Origin of the sequence: Pseudomonas sp. 7P_10.2_Bac1, assembly GCF_025465935.1 — a bacterium.
Classification (GTDB): Bacteria; Pseudomonadota; Gammaproteobacteria; order Pseudomonadales; family Pseudomonadaceae; genus Aquipseudomonas.
Genome location: NZ_JANLNV010000090.1, coordinates 260,583 through 282,664, shown reverse-complemented (window position 1 = coordinate 282,664; position 22,082 = coordinate 260,583). Strand labels below are relative to the sequence as shown.

Sequence of the window (22,082 nt, the reverse complement as noted above, 5' to 3'; positions counted from 1 at the left end):
CTTCAGGCCTCTTGATCCTTGACCAACTCGAACAACGCCATTGAGCGGCCGTTGAGGGCATAAACACTATTGAAGGCGAGCGGCTCACGGCTTTTGCTGTCCGGGTCGAAGGTGTCGAACTTGACGATCCAGCCCGTACCTTCCGGGACTTGCGGCAGGGTAAAGTCCACGCTGTCGTGATGGGCGTTGAAGGTGATCAGGAGCGTGGCATCAGCCCCGGCCCGCTGCACTCCAGACACTTGCGCACGACCGTCGAGCAATATGCCGAGGCTGCGGCCATTGGCATCCTCCCATTGTTCGATGGTCATCTCTGTGCCTTCGGGAGCAAGCCAGGTGACATCCTTGACGCCTAACTCTTCATTGAAATGACCCACCAGGAACAATCCGCGCCGCAGGATGGGGTAGCTCAGGCGCAATTTGATCAGGCGCTTGACGAACTTGAGCAGTGATTTTCCATCGTCGTCCAGTTCCCAATTGACCCAGCCAATGTCGCTGTCTTGGCAATACGCGTTGTTATTGCCATGTTGCGTGCGGGCAAACTCGTCACCGGCGACGATCATCGGGGTGCCTTGCGCGAGCAGGAGGGTGGCGAAAAAGTTGCGCATCTGGCGCAGGCGCAAACGATTGATTTCTACGTCTTCTGTGGGGCCTTCGACCCCGTGGTTCCAGGACAGGTTGTTGTTGCTGCCGTCCTGATTATTTTCGTCGTTGGCTTCGTTGTGTTTGTCGTTGTACGACACCAGGTCATGCAACGTGAAGCCATCATGGGCGGTAATAAAATTGACTGAGGTGTAAGGACGTCGACCCCGCTGGTTGAACAGATCACCCGAGGCGGTCATGCGCGCAGCAAAGTCGGCCAACTGGCCCTCGTCGCCTTTCCAGAACGCGCGCACGGTATCGCGAAAACGGTCGTTCCATTCCGCCCAGCCGGGTGGAAAGCCCCCCACCTGATAACCGCCGGGGCCGCAGTCCCAGGGTTCGGCAATCATTTTTACCTGGCGTAGCAATGGGTCTTGTCGGCAGGCCACCAGGAAGCTATGACGTTCATCGAAGCCATCGTGGTAACGCCCAAGAATGGTGGCCAGGTCAAAGCGGAAGCCATCGACGTGCATTTCCAGCGCCCAGTAGCGCAACGAGTCCGTGACCATCTGCAAGACGCACGGATGGCTTAAATCCAATGTGTTACCGGTGCCGGAATCATTGATGTAATAGCGATTGTCATCGGGCATCAGGCGGTAGTAGGACGCGTTGTCGATTCCGCGCATCGACAGGGTGGGGCCTTGCTCATTGCCTTCGGCGGTGTGGTTGTAAACCACGTCGAGAATCACCTCCAGCCCGGCCTCGTGCAGATGCGCGACCATTTCCTTGAATTCGGCAATTTTGCCGCTGGCCAGGTAGCGCGGGTCCGGGGCAAAAAAAGCAATGCTGTTGTAGCCCCAATAGTTGGTCATGCCTTTTTGCAGCAAGTGCTGATCGTTCACAAAGGCATGTACGGGCAGTAGTTCGACACTGGTCACGCCCAGTTTGCGAATGTGCTCGATGACTTCATCGTTCATCAGGCCGGCAAACGTGCCACGGACATTTTCAGGCACCGCGGGATGCCGCATGCTGATGCCGCGTACATGGGTTTCATAAAAAATCGTGCGCTCCCAAGGTACGACCAGTGGGTGGTCGTGGCCCCAGGTGTGTGCGGGGTCGATGACCTTGCACTTGGGAACAAACGGCGCGCTGTCACGTTCATCGAAGCTCAGGTCAGCGTCGGGATGCCCGATCGTGTAGCCAAACAAAGCCTCGGACCATTTCAACTCACCGACCAATTGCTTGGCATAGGGGTCGATCAACAGTTTGTTGTGGTTGAAACGATGGCCGTTTTCCGGGTCGTAGGGGCCGTACACGCGATAACCATAGACTTGCCCCGGATGAGCATCGGGTAAATAGCCGTGATAAGTCTCATCGGTGTATTCAGGCAGCTCGATGCGTTCCAGTTCGGTTTCGCCAGTGGAGTCGAACAGACACAATTCCACTTTTGTGGCATTGGCTGAAAACAACGCAAAGTTAACGCCAAGCCCGTCCCATGTCGCGCCAAGCGGAAAGGGCAGCCCTTCACGAATGCGCGAGGGTTCAACGTCCGGTGTTTCAGATGGGGCCGACTTGCGCTGGTTCATGGTTGCTCCTGGGTAATAAGTCGAACACTGTGCAATCAAATCAGAAGTTATTGGCAGGCATTAAAAGCCTGTATCAGGTGTTAATGAGTGAGGTTAAAGAGGCGTTTTTCAGGGCGCACGTTTCCCTCAGGCATCACTGTCCTGTTTTAAAGCGGTATTGATTTAAATAAGCAGTGTCTGGCGCGTGTGTCTGCCTAGGTCAAGGCGTCGTGGGCTTGCGCGTTGCCCTGGGTTTCTTGGCCGTGGGCTCCTTGGCGGCAGGCGGTTTGCTCGGCTTGGCCCGCGCCTTGGCCAAGGGAGCAGGCTTACCGGCCAAGGCTTCGGCCTCTGCCAGTTTATGAGCCATTTCCCAATGCCTTGCTTCCTGCCCTTGTGGACGTCCTTCGGATTCCCAGATTTGGTAAGCAAATTCACGAATGCGCTTTTCGTTATGACTCATCTCAAAGCTCCTTGGCTGATGTATTGACCAGAAGGTTGACGGGGAAAGTATCCAGAACGTCGCTGACCCGTAGTCGCCTATTAGTAATGACTACGGGTGTTTCAAAAAGTCCCTTAAAAGTGAGCGTTAATCCGTCAAACGGTAATTCGATATTTGTATCTTCCCAAATGGATGTTTTATTGAATAAAGGTGCATTCTTTTGAATAGAATTTGCACTCGCCCGTGCAACGACGATAAGCGCCAGTTGATCATTCCACTGGCGGGCAAAGGCGACTACGTGCTGTGCCTTTTTGCCGCTCACGGTGAGCGGGATATAACGGCCCCGGCCAAACAGTTGCGGATGGTCGGCTCGAATCCTCAGGGTGTGAGCAATCAGCGCCTGTTTGCAGGCACCGTCGCGCCACTTTTGCGCGAGCAGGGTAGGGTTTGCGGTGCTCTGGAGCAGTTGTTGGCGCAAGGTAAAATCCACCGCCCGCCGGTTGTCGGGGTCGACGAGGCTGAAATCCCAGAGTTCAGTGCCCTGGTAAATATCGGGCACGCCGGGTGAGGTCAGTTTCAGCAAGGTCTGAGCAAGCCCGTTGGCAGCTCCGGCACTGGCGATTTCTTCGCAGGCCTCATAAAGGGCACTTCGCAATGCCAGCCCTGCGGGGTGCAGGAACAGTTGTTCCAGAAAAAACCGGACATCGTTTTCGTAAGATTCATTGGGCGCTGCCCATTGGCTTTGCAACTTGCTTTCGCGCAAGGCCTTGAGCTGCCACTGCCAGATCCTGTCGTTGAAGCGTTGCAAACCGGCCGGGCCATTGGGCTGTAAGTCCAGTGGCCAGGCACCGAGGATGATTTGATAGGCGATCAATTCATCGCCGATCGTAGGGCCCGTCCGGCCTGCCCGCAGGGCCTGGGCCAGTGGCTGCCAATCAGCAACACAGCGGGCGTACCAGGCGCTGCGTTCACTGAGCACGGCCAGACGCGCGCGACTGTCTTCGCCTCGTTTGTGGTCGTGGGTCGCGGTGGCCAGCAGGTTGTCAGGGAAACGCTCCAAGCGTGTCTGGCAAGCCTGGTGAAACGCTTCAACAGGGGCGTCGAAACGCTCGGCACTAAAACCCACATCGTTACGCGACAGTAAACGGGCATAGCGATAGAAGGCGGTGTCTTCAACGGCTTTGGCAGCGGTGGGCGAGGTGAGTTGCTGAAAGCGGATGCAGGCATGCTTGAGCATTTTGCGCGAACGTCCTACCGGCAAGTCGCCCCAGGGGGCTCCGCCCAGCCATTGTTCCAGGTTGTCCAGCACAGGCCAGTCTGCTTCGTTCAATGCCGTGCGCGCGCCAGCCAGGGCTTGCTGGAACACACGTTCATCTGCGTTGCTGCGCCCGGTGGCGCTGATATAGGTGCGATACACCGGAAAGTGCATCACCAGCGCTTGCAAGGCGCGGCGTATGGCCCCGAGGGTCAGGTCGCGGGTCATGATGTCATTACGGGCAACGTTGAGCAGCGCCTGGGCCACGCTTTCGAAATCGCCTGCCAAGGAGCCCTGTAAAATCTGTTGGCGCGCCAGCAAGGCTTCTGATTTGAAATCGGCGGGCCGCTGGCTGTGTTCAGCCCACAAGCGTTCCAGTGTGTGTTCACCTTCGCGATGGTGCTGGAGCAGTGACACCTGATCCATGAACTCATAGCCCGTGGTGCCATCCACGCCCCAGTCTTCGGGCAGTTGCTCGTTTGCGCCGAGTATTTTTTCGACATAGATCGGTATATGCCGGTCTGGTTGCAGGCTATCGATACGGCGACGCAAGGTACGGCAATAGCCGGCCGGATTAGCCAGGCCGTCGATATGGTCGATGCGTAAGCCGTCGACAAGACCTTGGCTGATCAATTCGAATACTTTGCCGTGGGTGGCCTCAAAGACCTGTGGGCGTTCTACCCGTAAGCCGGCCAGTTCGTTGACATCAAAAAAGCGCCGCCAATTGATGTCGTCAGCGGCCGTGCGCCAACTGGCCAGTCGATAAGACTGTCGTTCCAGGAGCTGATGCAGGCGTGCAAAGCCTTCGACATGGCGAGCATCGTAGCGCGCCAACGACACCTCAATCGCTTCGGTAATCGTCGGTGAACGGCTCAACTCGCTCAGTGCCCGGTGCAGCGGCTGGGCTTGCTCACGTGGGCTGCCTGAGGTGTGAAGGGCAGCAAAGTCATTGGCCAGTTGTTGCAAGGGCTCCGTGCCGGTGCTGAGCAGGGCAGGGTAGTCGAGGGGGCAAATGGGGAAATGATGATTGCCATGCTCCGCGCGAAAGCTGCCCTCTTCGGCGTTGAAGCGCAGGCGGATCTCTCCTTTTTGCAGGCAGACGCCGTACCCGCCACTCAGGTACGGCAGTAGCAGTACACCTTCGAGCAGTGGATCGCCCGAGTGCCAGTGAACGTCAAAAAAACCGGCATAGGGGCTGGCACGACCCCAGGTCAGCAGATCCAGCCACCAAGGGTTGTCGTTGCCCCCGACGGCCATATGGTTGGACACGATGTCCAGGATCAGCCCCATGCCATGCGCGCGCAAGGCCTCGACCAGTCGGCGCAGTGCGTCTTCGCCGCCGAGGGCTGGGCTGACCTGGGTCGGATCAACCACATCGTAGCCATGCATGGAGCCTGCACGGGCGGTAAGCAGCGGTGAAGCGTACAGATGGCTGATGCCCAGCCGGGCCAGGTAGGGCACTTGCAGGCGTGCATCTTCCAGGGTGAATCCGGCATGAAATTGCAGGCGCATCGTTGCCCGCATCACGGGTGCAGTAACAGCGCTCATCGGTCACGTTCCTGGGCCTGGAGACGTGCACAGGCCAGTAGTTCCAGGCGCCGGGCGGCCCCGGCAGAGTCGAGTACCGTGTCGCTGTCAATCGGCAGGCGCCTCCGCCAGTTGGGGTGGCTGCTGATCGTTCCCGGCAGATTGGGCTGCTCTTCAAGCCCCAGCGCATCTTCAATGGGCAGCAACACCAACGGGGCCCGGGTATGCCCCAGAAACCGCACACTGGCATCCAGGACTTGATCGGCACCGGTCGATTCTTCCTGGAAGTTTTGTGGGTCCTGACTCAAGGCCATATGCAAGCCGTTACGTTCTTGCTCGCGGCGTTCCCGCCAGTGGGCTTCGGTTTGCGCATCGACCATGCCCAACCGGGCATTCCAGTCGATGTCACGCTCATGCCACCAACCATTGAGGGTTGGCAAATCATGGGTGCTGGTGGTGGCGAGCGCGTTATCGGGCCAGTCGAGAATGGGCTTGAAGCGAGCGCCATAGTCCTGTTCAAACTGCAATACGCGCATGCCCAGAATGGCGCGCTCACTGAGTTTTTCGCGCAAGCCTTCCGCTACCGTGCCCAGGTCTTCGCCCAGCACGATGGCTTGATGACGGACAGACTCCAGGCTGAGCAGGCGCAACATATCTTCGACCGGGTAATACAAGTACGCCCCTTCAGTCGGCGCGGCGCCCAACGGGATGACCCATAGGCGTTGCAGACCCATGACGTGGTCGATGCGCAGGCCACCTGCGTGAGCAAAGTTGGCGCGCAACATTTCAATAAAGGCCCTGAAACCACTGCGTTTCAGCCCATCCGGTGAAAACGCCGAAATCCCCCATCCTTGCCCCTGGCGGTTGAGCATGTCGGGCGGGGCGCCGACGGTGAGGTGGGCCAGCAGCTCATCCTGCCTGCACCAGGCTTGACTGCCGCCGCCATCGGCGCCTACCGCCAGGTCGGCAATCAGGCCGATAGGCATGCCATTGTCACGGGCTGATTGCTGAGCGCGCGCCAGACAGCGGTCAATCAGCCATTGGCAGAAGGCGTAGTAACCGATGTCATGGGCATGTTCTTCGGCAAAAATTAGCAGTGCCGGACTGTTGGGATCGCGCCATTGTTCAGGCCAGAGCCGCCAATCCAGGCTTTGTTGATCGGCCATTTGCTGCGCTTGCAGGGCTTCGAAACGGCAATGGTTTTCCAGCGCCTCGCCACCGCTGTCCCGAAACTGGTTGAAGTCTGCCCGCAACGGTTGCTCACCGAGCAGAAAATCCTCATACAACTGGCGTAGCAGCGTTTGCTTGGCGACGGTTGCAGCAGGCCAGTCGATCAATGGCAGCTGTTCCAGCCGACGTAGTTCATCACCCAGCGCGCAGGCGTCAATGGCGCGCTGCACGGCCACCTCACCCAGGACACAGGAGGGGGCTGCATACAGGCTGTTGAGGAATAAACGACTGGACGGTGAATACGGGCTATAGCGCTGGGGATCGCAACTGAACATCGCGTGTATGGGGCTGATAGCCAGCGCATCGGCACCGCGTTCACCGGCTGCCTTGGCAAGCCGCTCAAGTGCCAAGGTATCGCCAAAGCCGCCATCACCTTCTCGTCTCAATGAATACAGTTGCACACTCAAGCCCCAGGCTCGGGGCGGCTGGCTGTCCAGCGCATCGGCCATGCTGTAGCACCGGGGCGGCGCAACAGCCAGGGTGAAATATTGGTCTTCGATGTTCACTCGGTGATAGCCGATCCCGATCATGCCGGGCAGAAAAGCATCCGCATCCAGCTGAATGTCCAGCGTGCCACCGGTTTCCAGATACACCACGCACTGGCTATGAGGATTGAAATAGCGCGCCAGGTTCAAACTGCGGCCCACATCGGCAGTCAGTAACGGGGGGAGGCGTTTGTTCTGTTGCTCGAGTTGCAAGTTCAGCAGGCTGGTCTCAATGGCCTCGGCGCTGTCGGCAGGTAAACCCAGGCCCGCCAATATGGCTTGCAACACCGCTGGTGCGACGCGTTGAGGGTTGCCATTGGCATCCACCCAGTCCACAGCCAAGCCTGCGCGGCTGGCGAGTATTTCCAGTTGCGATTCACCCATGGGCCCTCTCCAGGCTGACTAATGCGCTGTAAGGTTTCAATTCGTGATTGTTCTGCAGGTAAAAGGCCAGTTGCGGCTCGCTTTGAAACAACAGCTCACTGTGGGCGGGGGCTGTGTAAGGCGCGGGCCGGTCACTCAAATTAACGGCGATATGCAGCACGCGTTCGTCTGCCATTTGCCACCGTGCGGCCACAGCCCCCGCGGATAACACCTGCGCGCCTAGGGAATAAGCTCCCTGCAGGCGCGGAATAATCCATTGATGACGTAAATCCAGTAAGTGTTGATAAAGCGCGAGCGTGTTCAGGCGTGCAGCGTCATCGTGCGCCGGTGTCAACGAGGGCCGAGACCTGTCGAAGGTTGACCGCCGGTTGGGATCTGGAGTGACTTCGGCCGGGTGGTTTGAGGCAAAGGTTGTGAACTCGGCAAACTCTTTTCGCCGCCCTTCGCAGACGGCTGTCGCCAGTTCTCCTGTGTAGTCGGTGAAATACAGGAAGGGCTCCGGGGCCGCACTTTCTTCGCCCATGAACAGCAACGGAATCATGGGTGACAACAACAGCAAGGCGGTTGCGGCATGTAACGCGGGCGCAGGGCAAAGCTGGTGGAGCCTCTCGCCCAGGGCACGATTGCCAATTTGATCGTGGTTTTGCAAAAACAGTACGAAGGCGCTGGCCGGCAGATAATCGCTGGGTTCGCCGCGTGCGTTGCCGCGCCGGTCTGTCTGCCCTTGAAAAATAAAGCCCTGGCTCAGGCAGCGTGCCAATTTTTCGCTGCTGTTTTCGGCAAAATCGGCGTAATAAGCCTCTTTTTCGCCGGTTAGCAACGCATGCAGTATGTTGTGGCCATCATCATTCCATTGAGCGTCGAAGTCATTTGTCAGCAACTGCGCCTGATTAAATTCATTTTCAACGGTTAGCCAGACATGCCGATCCGGGGCTGTGTGTTGTTTGACTCGCGTCGCCAGCGTCTGCAGGAACCCTCGATTGTCGATGGCATGGACGGCGTCCAGGCGCAGCCCGTCGGCCCGATATTCCAATAGCCACATCAGGGCATTGTCGATAAAGAAATCCCCCACTTCAGGGCGGCCATGATCAATCCCGGCGCCCCATGGGGTATGACGCTCTTCCTCGAAAAAAGCCGAGGCATAGGACGGCAGGAAATTACCCTGTGGCCCGAAGTGGTTGTAGACCACGTCAATAATGACCATCAGCCCCAAGCCATGGGCCGTGTCGATCAGTTGTTTGAGCGCCTGGGGCGAGCCATAAGTGTCATGGGGTGCGTACAACAGTGCACCGTCATACCCCCAATTACGTTCGCCGCTGTATTGAGCCAGCGGCATCAGTTCAATGGCCGTTATGCCGAGTTCGGCCAAGCGTGGCAATTGCTTGGCCACTTGGGCATACCCCCCCAGCACGCCCACATGCAGCTCATAGATAACCGCTTCATGCCAGGGGCGGCCCTTCCAGTGCGGGTGTTGCCACGGGTAATCGTTGGGGTCGATCACCACGCTAAAACCGTCAATGCCCCCGTCCTGAGCACGCGAGGCGGGGTCCGGCACATCTAACTCGTCATTGATACGGTAGCGATAGCGGGTTCCCTTGGGAGCGGGTGCTTCGCACACAAACCAGCCATTGGCCTCAGGGCACATGGGCAGCCGCTGGCCCGTTTTTAATACCACACTGACCCGCTTTGCATCTGGCGCCCACAGGCTGAAACGGGTGTGTTCTGTGGCCAGCAGGTGGGCGCCATGATGCTGCGTTGGTACGGTTAGGGAAGTCATTGATAAATGGCCTCCTCAGGTATTTGCAGGTCTGCTCAGCGATTGGGCGACCAGTTGTTCATACAACTCGGCATAAGGTTCTACTGCCTTGCACCAGTTGAAGGGCGCCGACATGGCACGGCAGCGCATGGCATTGAACAAGTCTGGATAGGCAAACACTTTGAATGCCCGGCGCAAGGCCTGGATGTAACTCTCAGGTGTCGATTCATTGAACAGAAACCCGGTCAACCCGTCCTCGATCGTATCGGCCAGGCCACCAGTGTTGCGTGCCACGGGCAGCGAACCGAAACGCTGCGCATACATTTGGCTCAGGCCGCAGGGTTCGTAACGAGAAGGCATCAATAAAAAGTCACTGCCGGCAAACATGCGTCGGGCATCGGTTTCGTTAAACCCGATACGAGCACTGACCTGGCCTGGAAAACGTAAGGCCAGGTCACGCATGGCTTGTTCTTCTTCCGGCTCGCCACGGCCGATGATGCAGATTTGCCCTCCCGACGCCACGATGAAATCGGCGACTGCTTCGGTCAGGTCCAGGCCTTTTTGATACACGAGGCGAGACACCACGGCGAACAACGGGCCGGAAGATTTTTTCAATTCAAACAGCTCGCGGATATGGTCGCTGTTAATGGCTTTGCCCGACCAGTCGCCGGGGGCGTAAGGCGCGATCAAATGCGGGTCGGTTGAGGCCTCCCAGCTTTCATCGATACCGTTAGGGATGCCGCTGAGCAGACCCTGTTGAGTTTTGCTCGACAGAAAACCCTCTAGCCCGCAGCCAAACTCTGGTGTGGTGATTTCCTGGGCGTAAGTGGCGCTTACTGTGGTGATATGGCTTGAATAAGCCATGCCTGCCTTGAGAAATGACAGTTTGCCGTAGAACTCCATGCCATCTTGCTGCAGCGCATGATGAGGGATGCCCAATTCCGGGCAGCACGCGCGGCTGAAGACGCCCTGATAGGCCAGATTATGAATGGTGAACAGGGTCGGCGTGCGTTGGCCACGCCAGTGCATATAGGCCGGAGTCAGGCCGGCGGGCCAATCGTGAGCGTGCACCAGATCCGGCTGCCAATAGATCTGCGCCAGGTTGGCAGCAATATCGGCGGCGGCCAGGCCCAGGCGGGCGAAGCGGATATGGTTGTCGGGCCAGTCGCGACCATTGTTGGCGCCATAGGGCGTGCCTTCGCGCTCGTACAGTTCCGGGCAAATCAGCACATAAATGACCAGGCCGTCTGCAAGGTCCATGCGCCCGATTTTGCACGGCGGCAGGGCCGCATGGCCGCCGAGTTCGCCAATGATATGAATCGGGTTGTCGCTCTGAAGTACTTGCCGATAGCCGGGAATCAACACCCGTACGTCATGCAGATGACGCATGGCCCGGGGCAGGGCGGCCGATACGTCGCCCAGACCGCCGGTTTTGACCAGGTCTGCCAGCTCGGACGTGACGAACAGAATTTTCTTCTTGTTGGGATTTGTATTCACCACTGGCTGCGTTGCCTTACTGGCAGGCGCCAACCCGGAGAGCGTGATCGAGGACGAAACAGTTGGGTTTAACCGTCCGTCTTGTTGCGGAGCAAAACTGATCATGACTCTCTCCCGTTGTACGTATTGAGCTGCTATCGGCCTTGTGACCTGTCAGCCTCCACTTTCTGATTGATAAAAATCACCCGGACAACATCTTCGGGCATAGAGCCAGATGCGGTTAGGAATGCACTACGAAGACCGCCCCTCTATCCGGTTGACCTGTCGGAAGGGCAGAAGGTTCGGTTTATTTAAAACGACACTGACCGTCGTTTGCGCGACAGGGCTGAGTGTAGGAGAGAAGGTGTAAGGCTGTTGGCAGACCCGACAAGTTGTAGGGTTTTTGACGCGCTTTTCAGACCAACAGCAGGGAGGGATTTGTGCGGTGTGTTTGGGTGCGTAACGCTGTAACGCACCCGACCGATCGCAGCCTGCGGCAGCGGCCACAGGTTCGTCGTTAAGGTTAAAGCATAAGCAATACCGGGCAGCTCATGCAGGTTCAGGAGGGCTTATGGATAGTCGGCGACCACTTCATCGCGGCCATCATTGCGCAAGCCAATCACTTGGTAGGCGTCTTTGCGGTCGCCCATTTCCATGCCCGGAGAGCCTATCGGCATGCCTGGAACGGCAATGCCTTTCAAGTCATTGCGCTTGCTCAGGGCGATGACCTGCTCAGCAGGCACGTGGCCTTCGACGAATTTACCGTTGATCACCCCGGTGTGGCACGAAGCCAGGCGCGGCTGAACGCCGAGCTCTTGTTTGACACGGCTCATATCGTCTTCGACATGATCGATGACCTGGATGCCATTGGCTTGCAGGTGCGAGATCCAGGCTTTGCAGCAGCCACAGTTGGCGTCGCGGTGCACGTCCATGGTCAGTTGGTCAGCCGCGTGGGCGAATGACGTCACCAGCAAGGCAGACAGCGCAAAAATACGTAACGGGTTTTTCATTGATGACCTCTTGTAGAAATAACTCAGCCTGGGCGGCATAGCCTGACAGACAACTGATGCTCAGATGACAGTTTTGTCAGGTGGGGACTCATTAAGGGCAAACAAGCTCAGGTAACATGTGCACTCACTTTTATGACGTGAACTGCTTATGGCGCTCGCTGCCCCGCCTGATTTATCTGACCCTGCCGTGTCGGTACAGCCGCTGGCGCGTACTTATCCGCGTGGTTTGTACATTGAACCGCACCAGCATGAGTGGGGCCAGTTGCTATATGCCATGAGCGGGGTGATGTGGGTCGACACACCGGATGAAGCCTTGGCCGTGCCACCGCAACGGGCGGTCTGGTTGCCACCGGGCGTGCCCCACGGAATTCGTGTGGTCAGCGATCTGCAGATGCGCAACATCTACCTGCCACACACCACGGCGAGCACGCTGGACAGCACCGTGCAGGTCATTGAAGTCGGTCGGTTGCTGCGCGAGCTGATTATTCATCTGGTGGACCTGCCCGATGCGCAACCGGCCTACACTGAGGCGTTGCTTAATCTGACGTTACTTGAGTTGCAGCGCGCCCGGCGTACCTTGCTCAAAGTGCCGATGCCTGACTCGCCGGATCGACGCTTGCTCAACCTGTGTCAATCCGTGATGGCCAATCCGACATTGGACATCGCCTTTGAACAGCATGCCGAGAACGCCGGAGCCAGTGTGCGAACTCTGGCGCGGCTGATACAGGCGGCGTTGGGCATGGGCTTCGCGCAGTGGCGGCGCCAAGTGCAGTTGGCAACGGCCGCAGCCGAGTTGATTCAAGGGGTGTCAGTGAGTCAGATCGCCCGCTCGCTCGGTTATTCGCCCAGCAGTTTCAGTGACATGTTCCGCCGTGAGTTGGGCGTTGCGCCTTCTTTGTATGGTCAGGATCAGCGCCACACCGGCGCAATCTGACCGACAAACAGAAGGGTTTGACCGATGTTCCCTCTTTCCCGGCCATAGACTCACAGCCATCTCACTCACCCAGAGGGTTGAAACATGAAGGCTCTGCAATTTTCCAAAACCGGTGATCTGGCTGCCTTGGCAGTGGTCGATGTGCCCGCGCCGTCGCTGTCAGCAGGCGAAGTGCTGGTGCAGGTCAAGGCCGCGGGCTTGAACCCCAGCGACGTGAAAAACGTGCTAGGACGTTTTCCCTACACCACGTTACCGCGGATTCCAGGCCGGGATTTTGCCGGGGTAGTGGTCGAGGGACCCGATGCGCTTGTCGGGCAAGCGGTGTGGGGCACAGGCAAGGATCTGGGGTTTTATCGGGACGGTTCCCACGCGCAGTTCTTGACCCTGCCTGCCAGTGGCGTCGCGCGCAAACCCCAAGCTTTGAACTTTGTGCAGGCCGCGAGCATGGGCGTGCCGTATACCACCGCGTGGGATGCCTTGCAGCGCAGTGGTGTGGTGGCCGGAACGCGTTTGCTGGTGATCGGCGCCAATGGCGCGGTCGGCTCGGCCACGCTGGGTCTGGCCAAAGTGCTGGGTGCCCACGTATTGGCGGCGGTTCGTCGCCCGGAGCAGGCGCACCTGTTGCGAGAGCAGGGCCATGAGGTGATTGTGCTGGAGCAGCCCGACGCGTTGGCGAGCCAGGTCAATACGGTCTTTGCGGGGGGCGCTGAAGTGATTTTCGACACCACCGGCCATTGGGTACCTGCGGCAGTACCTGCACTGGCTGTGTTTGGCCGGCTGGCCATCATTGCAGCGCCGCTGGACGGTCATGTGCAACTGCCGGCCCTGGCGCTGTATCGCAAGGGCGGCTCACTGATAGGCGTCAACAGCCTGCTGTACAACAGCACAGAGTGCGCGCGCATGCTCGAACAATTTGGTCAGTACTTTGATCAGGGCTTGCTGCCACTGCCCAAGGACCTCGAAGAAGCGCCGCTGGTAGAAGGGTTGGCCAGTTATGCCGAGGTCAATGCAGGGGCAAGTGCCAAAGTGGTGTTGATTCCTTAAGCATCCCGCCTGTAGGAGCGTGCCTTGCGATCTTTTGATCTTTTAAAAAGATCGCGAGGCAAGCTCGCTCCTACACTGTTTACGGTTGTGTCTGGCCCAACCGTAAGCTCGCCCGAATCCCCTGTACTTGCGCCTCATTGGCTTTATAACCGTCGGCCGGTCCCGCGTAGGAGAGGGCGTAAGCACTTTGCTCTTGAGTAGCCGCAACCAGGGTTTGGGTGATGACGTGGTTGCCGTTCTGGGTGATTTTGCAGGTGGTTTCCAGGGCTTTCAGGCCACCCAGGGTGCTGTCGTGAATTTTATTGCAGGCGCTCTGGTATCCGCCTTGAGCGAAGTTTTTCTGCAAGGTCTTGCGCATCTCCAGCAACACCGCCTCCATGTTGACCTGGTGCTCTGGCGCGAGGGTCGACTGGGTCAGTTCCATGACCATCTGCGGGTCGCCATTGGCGTCGTTTTTAACTGCCCGCTGGCGCATGATGTGGCTGTCGGCCTCTGCCGGTACGGCCTGGACTTCCCAGCCGCCTGGCCAGGTGATCATCACATCTGCGGCGTTGGCCACAGGCAGCGAAAGGGCGAGCAGCAGCCCGGCAAATGCGGTGTAACGGTGGCAAACAGTCATGGGCAGCAGGCCTTGAGCGCAGTGTTCGAAAGGCTATAGTGTATCAATAGGTGTCAAAGTCTTGCTTTAATCCGGGTAATCATTTTCACCATTCCTCAGCTAAACCTTTGCTTCTTATGTCTAATCCCGGACAATCGCGCCCCTCTTATGGCTGGGGCGTGGTCAGTAAAGTGTGTTTTGTCCGCCCCGGCCGCGTGGTAACGACCGGCTAGCGGAGATTTGACCGGATGAATGACCAGGCTAACAGCGTCGATGAACGCTTTGACGACGCGACACCTGCGACCCTCGGTCGCTGGAACCGCCACGACACTACCTGGATGCTGGGCCTGTTTGGCACAGCCATTGGTGCAGGTACCTTGTTTTTGCCTATCAATGCGGGCATTGGTGGCTTTTGGCCGCTGCTGATTCTGGCGCTGCTGGCGTTCCCGATGACCTTTTATGCGCATCGCGGCTTGACCCGCTTCGTGCTGTCCGGGCGTGAAGGTTCAGACATCACCGACGTGGTTGAAGAACATTTCGGTTTGACCGCCGGGGCATTGATCACGCTGCTGTACTTTCTGGCGATTTTTCCGATTCTGCTGATCTACAGCGTGGCACTGACCAACACGGTCGGCAGTTTCATGCTCAATCAGTTACACATCACTCCACCGCCTCGAGCCCTTCTGTCGCTGGTGCTGATTCTTGGCCTGCTGACCGTGGTGCGTTGCGGCGAGCAAGTGATCGTCAAGGCCATGAGCATGATGGTCTATCCATTTATTGCCGCGTTGCTGTTTCTGGCCGTGTTTCTGATCCCGCACTGGAGCGGCGGCATTCTGACCACGGCCAGTTCATTGCCCGAGCCCTCGGCCTTGCTGCACACCGTATGGCTGGCGATTCCGGTGATGGTGTTCTCGTTTAACCATTCACCGATCATCTCGGCATTCGCCGTGGATCAAAAACGCCGTTATGGTGCCAACGCCGACGAGCGCAGCTCGCAGATCCTGTCACGCGCGCATTTACTGATGGTGGTGATGGTGCTGTTCTTCGTGTTCAGTTGCGTGCTCACGCTCTCGCCAGAGCAGTTGGCCGAAGCCAAGGCACAGAACCTGTCGATCCTGTCGTACTTGGCCAACCACTTCAGTAACCCGACCATTGCCTTTGCCGCGCCGCTGATCGCATTTGTGGCCATTGCCAAGTCGTTCCTCGGTCACTACATCGGTGCCAATGAAGGCCTTAAAGGGCTGATTCTGAAAACCGGTCGGCGTCCGGCCAGCAAAACCCTGGAGCGTCTGACGGCAGCGTTCATGCTCGTGGTGTGCTGGTTGGTGGCTACGCTCAACCCAAGCATCCTGGGCATGATCGAAAGCTTCGGCGGCCCGGTGATTGCCGCCATCCTGTTCCTGATGCCGATGTACGCGATCCGTCGCGTGCCCAGCATGCGTCAGCATTCGGGCCTGATCTCCAACGTGTTTGTCACGGTGGTCGGCCTGGTGGCGATTTCGTCGCTGGTCTATTCGCTGATTCCTTGATGCAGGGCCTGTCGCTGCCGTTATTGGCAGCGACAGGTCGGTGACAAGGCTTGAGTCTGGCGAACACTCTGAATAATATTGCGACAAATTCCTATTCGCATTTTATTTCCAGTGTGCACCGAGGGCTCTTGTGTCGTCATCACCGTCCAACTCATCGCTGCTGCACGCCGACGTCCGTAACCTTTATAGCGACCATCATCTGTGGCTGGTGAATTGGTTGCGCCGGCGCCTGCACAATACCGAGAATGCGGCTGATATGGCGCAGGACACTTTCCTTTATGTGCTTGGCAAGCCGGAACAGGTGGCGCAGTTGCGTGAGCCACGTGCCTGGCTGAGCAGTATCGCCAAGGGCTTGATGATTGACCGTTATCGCCGCCAACAGGTCGAGCAGGCCTATCTGCAGGCTATTGCACACTTGCCAGAGCTGGAAATGCCTTCGCCCGAAGAGCGCTTGATCCTGCTTGAAACCCTGACCCGTATCGATGCCTTGCTCGACGGCTTGAAACCCGTCGTTCGCACGGCTTTTTTGCTATCACGCCTGGAAGGCCTGGGTTATCAGGCCATTGCCCAACGGTTGGGGGTGAGTGTGAGTTCGATTGAGAAATACATGGCGACGGCCATTCGTCATTGCTTGCTGGCGCCAAAAGCCCTGTGAGCGAGGTGAATAACGGTCTGCCGGGTTCAACCGAGTTTTCGTCGGACGTACTTGATGCTGCGATCAACTGGTTGGTGAAAACCCAGTCCGGCAGCGCCGATCCCCATCTGCAGGCGGCCTGCCAGCAATGGCGTGCTGCCCACGCCAGCCACGAAGCAGCCTGGCAAGCGTTGCAAGTGAATGAATCGACCTTTCGCCAGGCTTCTGCGCTATCGGGTCGTGTGGCGCTGGATACCCTGACCAGCAGTGCTCGCCTGCGCTCACGGCGCCACACACTCAAGGTTTTGGGCTTGGGTGTGCTGGGGGCCGGGGCGGGCACTCTGGTGTGGCAGCAACCTTGGGGCACGATGGGTGCCGACTATGCCACCGCCGTGGGCGAGCGGCGGCTGTTTAATCTGGCCGACGGCACGCGCCTGCAACTCAATACCAGCAGTGCGGCGGACGTGGTGTTCAATGATCACCAGCGCTTGATCGTGTTGCGTGACGGTGAAATTTTTATCCGGACGGGTAGCGACCCGATTTCCGCTGCCGGGCGCCGCCCATTCTGGGTTCACACCCGCGAGGCACGCTTACAGGCCATCGGCACGGCATTCGATGTGCGCCAGGAGGCTGGTCGCACCCGGCTGATGGTCGAAGAGGGCGTGGTGGCAATCCATCGGCCCACGGCACAGCCGGAGTTGGTCCAGGCGGGCAATGAATATTTGATCGATGCGCAATCGGCGCGCTTGCAGCCCAACCCGGCGCTGTCTGCCAGCAGTTGGGCGCGCGGGGCGCTGGTGGCTAAAAATATGCGCCTGCAAGACCTGGCGGCCGAGTTGTCGCGCTATCGCCATGGTTGGTTGGTGTGCGACTCCGCGGTTGCAGATTTGCGCGTGTCGGGGGTGTTCCAGTTGGAACAGATCGACCAGGCGCTACAAGGTTTGAGTCAATCACTCCCGGTGCGTATTGAGCGCAGAACGCGGTTTTGGACTCGAATTGTGGGCGTTTGATCCTGGGTATTTTTTATACGAATAGTTATCAAATTCTTTTGCGGGTTTTGCGGCGTCCTTCGACAACAAGGCATAAGACCTTTTAATTGCAGGAGCAAAACCCTCATGTCCGGTGCCGTTCAACCTCTTTCCTTGCCTGCGCGCAGCCATCTGGCGATTGCCTTACAGGCGGTGTTGCTGGGTGGCGCGATGCTGGTGGCTGCGCAGCCGTTTTCGATGACGGTTGCCGCGCCGGTCAGCGCTCAGCGAAGCTTCGATGTGCCGGCCAGTGATCTGGAAGATTCACTCAATCGTTTCGCTCAACAAGCCAATATCACTCTGCCTTACGACCCGGCACTGGTAAGAAACAAACAGGCACCAGCGCTCAAGGGGCGTTTTGAGGTCTCTCAAGCCTTGCAGCACTTGCTTAAAGGCAGCGGGTTGACTGCCACCGAAGGGGCCAATGGTGTGTGGACGCTGTACCCGCTGGCTGCTGGCGGTGATGGCCAATTGCAGCTGCAAGCGACCAGTGTGACCGCAGTGGGGTTGGGCGAGACGACCGAGGGCAGCCAGTCCTACACCACGGGCGAAACCCGTACGGCCACCAAATTGCCGCTTTCGCTGCGAGAAACACCGCAGTCGGTCACGGTCATGACCCGCCAGCAAATGACCGATCAGGGGCTGGGCAGCATCGCCCAAGTGATGGGCCAAACACCGGGCATAACGGTGATGCACGATGACAGCGAGCGTTACAACTTCTATTCCCGCGGCTTTACCTTGGATAACTTCCAGTACGACGGGGTCCCGACGTCTGACTTCACCACCAATACCAATGGTTTGGGCATGCGCGACATGGCCATTTACGACCGGGTTGAAGTGGTGCGTGGCTCGACCGGCCTGATGAGTGGCGTGGGCAGTCCGTCCGGTGCCGTGAACCTGGTACGCAAGCGCCCGACCAAAGATTTCCAAGGCTACGTGTCGGGCAGTGGCGGGTCGTGGGATCGCTATCGCAGTGAGCTGGACCTGTCCGGCCCACTCTCGGAAAACGGCGCCGTCCGTGGCCGGGTGGTGGCGGCTCATGAAGACGGTCGTTCCTTTATCGACCGCTATTCGTCGATCAAGGATGTGTTCTATGGCATCGGCGAGGCCGACCTGACAGATGACACCACGCTGTACGCCGGTATCGACTACCAGAAGATCAACTCCAATGGCTCAAGCTTTGGCCAGTTGCCGCTGTATTACAGTGATGGGAGTCGAACCCACTTTCGGCGTTCGATGAACCCGGCAGCCAAATGGGCGTTTGCCGACAGTAAAAGCACCAAATATTTCGCCGGGGTCGAGCAACGTTTCGACAACGAGTGGTTGCTGAAAGTAGAAGCCAGCCACTGGAAGGGCAACACCGACCAGTTGCAGGGCAACCTCGTGGGCTGGGGACCGTTCCCGGACAAAACCACGGGTGAAGCGCAGTTCATGAGCGGGACCAAAACCTTCGACATCAACACGGATACGCTGGACGCCTATGCCACCGGGCCCTTCGAGTTTCTGGGGCGCAGCCATGAACTGGTGGTGGGGGCCAATATCAGTAACCGTCGCACCGACTACCTGGCGGAGAACGCCGACGACCTGACCATCAACTATCAGAACTGGAACAATGACGCGCCGCGCCCTACGGACCTGAGCGAAGGTCTGAAGCAGCGCTATAAGACCAAGGAGTCAGCACTGTATGGGGCCTTGCGTCTCAAGCCGACAGACGACTTATCGATCATTCTGGGCACTCGTGTGGTGGACTACGACCGCAAAGGGACGATGACCTATAACGCCGATCAAACCACGCCCACCCTCGACAATTCGAAAAAGACCGGCAAGCCGATTCCTTACGCGGGTATCGTTTATGACCTGAGCGAGCAACACTCGGTGTATGCCAGTTACACCGAGATTTTCACCCCGCAAAGTTACTTCGATCGCAACGACAAAGTACTCGCTCCAATGACCGGCAAGAGCTACGAAGCGGGCTTCAAGTCGGAGTACTTCGAGGGCGCCCTGAACACCAGTTTTGCGGTGTTCCTGATCAAACAGAACAATTACGCCGAATATGATGGCGAACGCGACAACGGCGAAGAGGCCTACAAGGCTATCGATGGAACGAAAACCAAGGGCTTCGAGGCTGAAATTTCCGGCGAGATTGCTCGTGGCTGGCAGTTGCTGGCGGGCTATACCTACGCCCAGCCACGGGACAAGGACGGCAAGCGCATTAACAGCAACCACCCCGAGCAGTTGTTCAAACTGTCTACCAGCTACCAATTGGACGGCAAGCTCAAAGACCTGACCGTTGGCGGTAACGTGGCCTGGCAGGGCTCGACCTACAGTGAACTCGACTCATCGATCAAGGCGGACGCCAAAGAAGGCAGCTTTGCTGTGGTGGGGTTGATGGCGCGTTATGACATCAGCCAACACCTCAGTGCCACGGTTAACCTAAATAACGTTTTTGACCGTGAATACCTCAGCGGTTACGGTCTGTATTCGACCTATTACTACGGTGATCCGCGCAACCTGATGCTGGGGCTGAAGTACAGTTTCTGACGCTGAGTTTATTTCGTATCGGCAGCGATTCGACTATGGTTGAACCACCATTTGAATCGGAGCCAGACGATGAGCCACTCAAAAATTCATCATTCCGCAGCCGAAGGTTATGCCCAGGGCGCCGACACTTATGTGCGTGGGCGCCCCGATTATCCGCCACAAGTCAGTACCTGGCTGGCTGAGACTCTGGGCCTTGAGAGCGCTAAGACGGTGCTGGAATTAGGCGCGGGTACTGGCAAGTTCACCCCGCGGCTAGTGCAGACCGGGGCACGTGTGATCGTGGTCGAACCGGTGCAGGCCATGCTGGACAAACTGTCGAGTGCACTCGCGCAGGTCGAAACCCATCAAGGCACCGCACAAGCCATTCCATTACCCGATGCCAGTGTTGATGTGGTGGTGTGTGCACAAGCCTTTCATTGGTTTGCCAATCATGAAGCTCTGAGCGAGATCCATCGTGTGCTGAAGCCAGGTGGGCGGTTGGGGCTGATCTGGAACCTGCGCGATGCCAGTGTGCCGTGGGTGGCCCAGCTCGATGCGTTGGTCAATCAATGGGAAGGCGATGCGCCGCGCTTTTACACCGGCGCCTGGCGTCAGGCGTTCCCGTTTGACGGCTTTGGTCCGTTACAAGAGCAACAATTCGTTCAGCCGCATGTCGGGCCGGTCGAGGACGTGATTTTCAATCGTGTGCGATCTACCAGTTTTATCTCGGCGCTGGCGCCGGCAGAGCGCGAAAAGGTCGAGCAGCAATTGCGCGAGTTCGTTGCGTCTCAAAGCGTGTTGAATCATGGCGGGGAAATCAGCGTGCCGTACATCACTTCAGCCTTTGTGACACAGAAACAGGGCTGATCGCTAACAGCGGGCATTGCTTTGCGTCGTTTGAAAACGGCGCGGAGGGTGTAGGCGCAAGCTTGTCACGCGATCTTTTTAAAGATCGCGAGACGGGTGTCTACACGCTATGCGCAGTTACTTGCCTGTCAGCAATGCTTCGAGTTTCTCTTGGTCACGTGCGAATTGGCGGATGCCTTCTGCCAGCTTTTCAGTGGCCATGGCGTCTTCGTTCGACGCCCAGCGGAATTGCGCTTCGTTAAGCGTCAAACGAGGCTCACCGGTGTTGCCCGGGCTCAGTTTGCGCTCCAGCTTGCCGTCGTCCTGGGCCAGTTTTTCCAACAGGTCCGGGCTGATGGTCAGGCGGTCGCAGCCCGCCAATTGCTCGATCTGGCTGATGTTGCGGAAGCTCGCGCCCATGACCACGGTCTTGTAGTCATTGGCCTTGTAGTAGTTGTAGATGCGGGTCACAGACTGTACGCCCGGATCATCGGAACCGGTGTAGTCGGTGCCGGTGGACTTCTTGTACCAGTCGTAGATGCGACCCACGAACGGCGAGATCAGGAACACCCCGGCATCAGCACAGGCTGCAGCCTGGGCAAACGAGAACAACAGCGTCAGGTTGGTCTGGATACCGGCTTTTTCCAGCTTCTCGGCGGCACGAATGCCTTCCCAGGTAGAGGCCAGCTTGATCAACACGCGGTCACGGCCTACACCGGCCTTGTCGTACAGCTCGATCAACTGATTGGCTTTTTGCAGCAGGGCCGGTTCGTCGAACGACAAGCGGGCATCGACTTCGGTCGAAATACGCCCCGGAATGACCTTCAAGATACCGCTACCCACCGACACCGCGAAATGGTCGCAGGCCAGGCCGACATCGCCTTTGGCGTGGGTGATGGCGTTTTTCAGCAGTTCGGCATAACCCGGCAGGGCTGCGGCCTTGAGCAGCAGGGAAGGGTTGGTGGTGGCATCAACCGGTTTGAGGCGAGTAATCGCGTCGAGGTCGCCGGTGTCTGCGACCACGGTGGTGAACTGCTTGAGTTGTTCCAGCTTGGAAGTCATGAGCGTCTCTGTCTCAAAGGTATTAATGGCTGTACAGATGGAGTACGTCGTCGATCAAAAGTTCGTTGAAGAGTAAGTGGCAGAATGCCGCCGAACAAGGTCGTTGTGCAACCGATCAGGCGATTTAATCGCTATAAAAGCAATCTGTGGAGGATTGGCTATACCTACAACTCCATGTTCC

General features: G+C 57.9%; 16 protein-coding genes. 7 read left to right on the top strand and 9 right to left on the bottom strand.

From position 1 onward, the window contains the following. Positions 1 to 2 precede the first annotated feature (2 nt). The 7 genes from glgX to NTD86_RS22455 form a co-directional block, all read right to left on the bottom strand. Positions 3 to 2,165: a glycogen debranching protein GlgX gene (glgX, locus tag NTD86_RS22485; protein ID WP_262205547.1), complete on the bottom strand. Its 2,163-nt coding sequence runs from the start codon at positions 2,163 to 2,165 to the stop codon at positions 3 to 5. 199 nt (positions 2,166 to 2,364) lie between these two features. After that, positions 2,365 to 2,604: a DUF2934 domain-containing protein gene (locus tag NTD86_RS22480; protein ID WP_262205546.1), complete on the bottom strand. Its 240-nt coding sequence runs from the start codon at positions 2,602 to 2,604 to the stop codon at positions 2,365 to 2,367. Between the two features lies 1 nt (position 2,605). Then, on the bottom strand, positions 2,606 to 5,386 hold the full coding sequence (locus NTD86_RS22475; protein ID WP_262205545.1) for a malto-oligosyltrehalose synthase: 2,781 nt from the start codon (positions 5,384 to 5,386) through the stop codon (positions 2,606 to 2,608). Beyond that, positions 5,383 to 7,464 carry a 4-alpha-glucanotransferase gene (gene malQ / locus NTD86_RS22470; RefSeq protein WP_262205544.1) on the bottom strand — a complete coding sequence of 694 codons (2,082 nt, stop codon included), beginning with the start codon at positions 7,462 to 7,464 and terminating at the stop codon, positions 5,383 to 5,385. Before malQ ends, NTD86_RS22475 begins: the two co-directional genes overlap by 4 nt. Then, complete coding sequence (gene treZ / locus NTD86_RS22465; protein WP_262205543.1) at positions 7,457 to 9,241, bottom strand: malto-oligosyltrehalose trehalohydrolase; 1,785 nt, start codon at positions 9,239 to 9,241, stop codon at positions 7,457 to 7,459. Before treZ ends, malQ begins: the two co-directional genes overlap by 8 nt. A 15-nt stretch (positions 9,242 to 9,256) precedes the next feature. Next, entirely contained in the window at positions 9,257 to 10,822 is a 1,566-nt protein-coding gene (gene glgA, locus NTD86_RS22460) for a glycogen synthase GlgA (protein WP_262205542.1), read from the bottom strand. A 443-nt stretch (positions 10,823 to 11,265) separates the two neighbouring features. Further along, positions 11,266 to 11,706 (bottom strand): DUF411 domain-containing protein, encoded by a 441-nt coding sequence (locus tag NTD86_RS22455; RefSeq protein WP_262205541.1) that lies wholly within the window; start codon positions 11,704 to 11,706, stop codon positions 11,266 to 11,268. A 148-nt stretch (positions 11,707 to 11,854) separates the two neighbouring features. Here NTD86_RS22455 and NTD86_RS22450 point away from each other — a divergent pair, with 148 nt between their 5' ends. Both NTD86_RS22450 and NTD86_RS22445 read left to right on the top strand, forming a co-directional pair. After that, a complete protein-coding gene (locus NTD86_RS22450) occupies positions 11,855 to 12,640 on the top strand; it encodes an AraC family transcriptional regulator (RefSeq protein ID WP_262205540.1) in 786 nt (261 codons plus the stop codon). Positions 12,641 to 12,724: 84 nt separating this feature from the next. After that, a complete protein-coding gene (locus NTD86_RS22445) occupies positions 12,725 to 13,684 on the top strand; it encodes a zinc-binding alcohol dehydrogenase family protein (protein WP_262205538.1) in 960 nt (319 codons plus the stop codon). Between the two features lie 79 nt (positions 13,685 to 13,763). On the opposite strand, the gene NTD86_RS22440 is transcribed toward NTD86_RS22445, so the two are convergent. Further along, positions 13,764 to 14,303, bottom strand: coding sequence for a DUF4946 domain-containing protein (locus NTD86_RS22440; RefSeq protein ID WP_262205537.1), 540 nt, complete (start codon positions 14,301 to 14,303; stop codon positions 13,764 to 13,766). Positions 14,304 to 14,530: 227 nt separating this feature from the next. On the opposite strand from NTD86_RS22440, the gene NTD86_RS22435 reads away from it, so the two are divergent. The 5 genes from NTD86_RS22435 to NTD86_RS22415 all read left to right on the top strand — a co-directional run bounded on the left by NTD86_RS22435 (position 14,531) and on the right by NTD86_RS22415 (position 20,860). Further along, positions 14,531 to 15,811 carry a serine/threonine transporter gene (locus NTD86_RS22435; RefSeq protein WP_262205535.1) on the top strand — a complete coding sequence of 427 codons (1,281 nt, stop codon included), beginning with the start codon at positions 14,531 to 14,533 and terminating at the stop codon, positions 15,809 to 15,811. Positions 15,812 to 15,941: 130 nt separating this feature from the next. Next, positions 15,942 to 16,466 carry a sigma-70 family RNA polymerase sigma factor gene (locus NTD86_RS22430; RefSeq protein WP_262205534.1) on the top strand — a complete coding sequence of 175 codons (525 nt, stop codon included), beginning with the start codon at positions 15,942 to 15,944 and terminating at the stop codon, positions 16,464 to 16,466. Then, positions 16,463 to 17,455: a FecR domain-containing protein gene (locus NTD86_RS22425; RefSeq protein ID WP_262205532.1), complete on the top strand. Its 993-nt coding sequence runs from the start codon at positions 16,463 to 16,465 to the stop codon at positions 17,453 to 17,455. Before NTD86_RS22430 ends, NTD86_RS22425 begins: the two co-directional genes overlap by 4 nt. Before the next feature lie 105 nt (positions 17,456 to 17,560). Next, the gene (locus tag NTD86_RS22420; RefSeq protein ID WP_262205531.1) at positions 17,561 to 20,014 is read left to right on the top strand and encodes a TonB-dependent siderophore receptor; all 2,454 of its coding nucleotides are present in this window, start codon (positions 17,561 to 17,563) and stop codon (positions 20,012 to 20,014) included. A 69-nt stretch (positions 20,015 to 20,083) separates the two neighbouring features. Further along, the gene (locus tag NTD86_RS22415) at positions 20,084 to 20,860 is read left to right on the top strand and encodes a class I SAM-dependent methyltransferase (RefSeq protein ID WP_315974766.1); all 777 of its coding nucleotides are present in this window, start codon (positions 20,084 to 20,086) and stop codon (positions 20,858 to 20,860) included. Positions 20,861 to 20,977: 117 nt separating this feature from the next. On the opposite strand, the gene tal is transcribed toward NTD86_RS22415, so the two are convergent. Beyond that, positions 20,978 to 21,901 carry a transaldolase gene (gene tal / locus NTD86_RS22410; protein ID WP_262205527.1) on the bottom strand — a complete coding sequence of 308 codons (924 nt, stop codon included), beginning with the start codon at positions 21,899 to 21,901 and terminating at the stop codon, positions 20,978 to 20,980. Between the last annotated feature and the right edge of the window lie 181 nt (positions 21,902 to 22,082).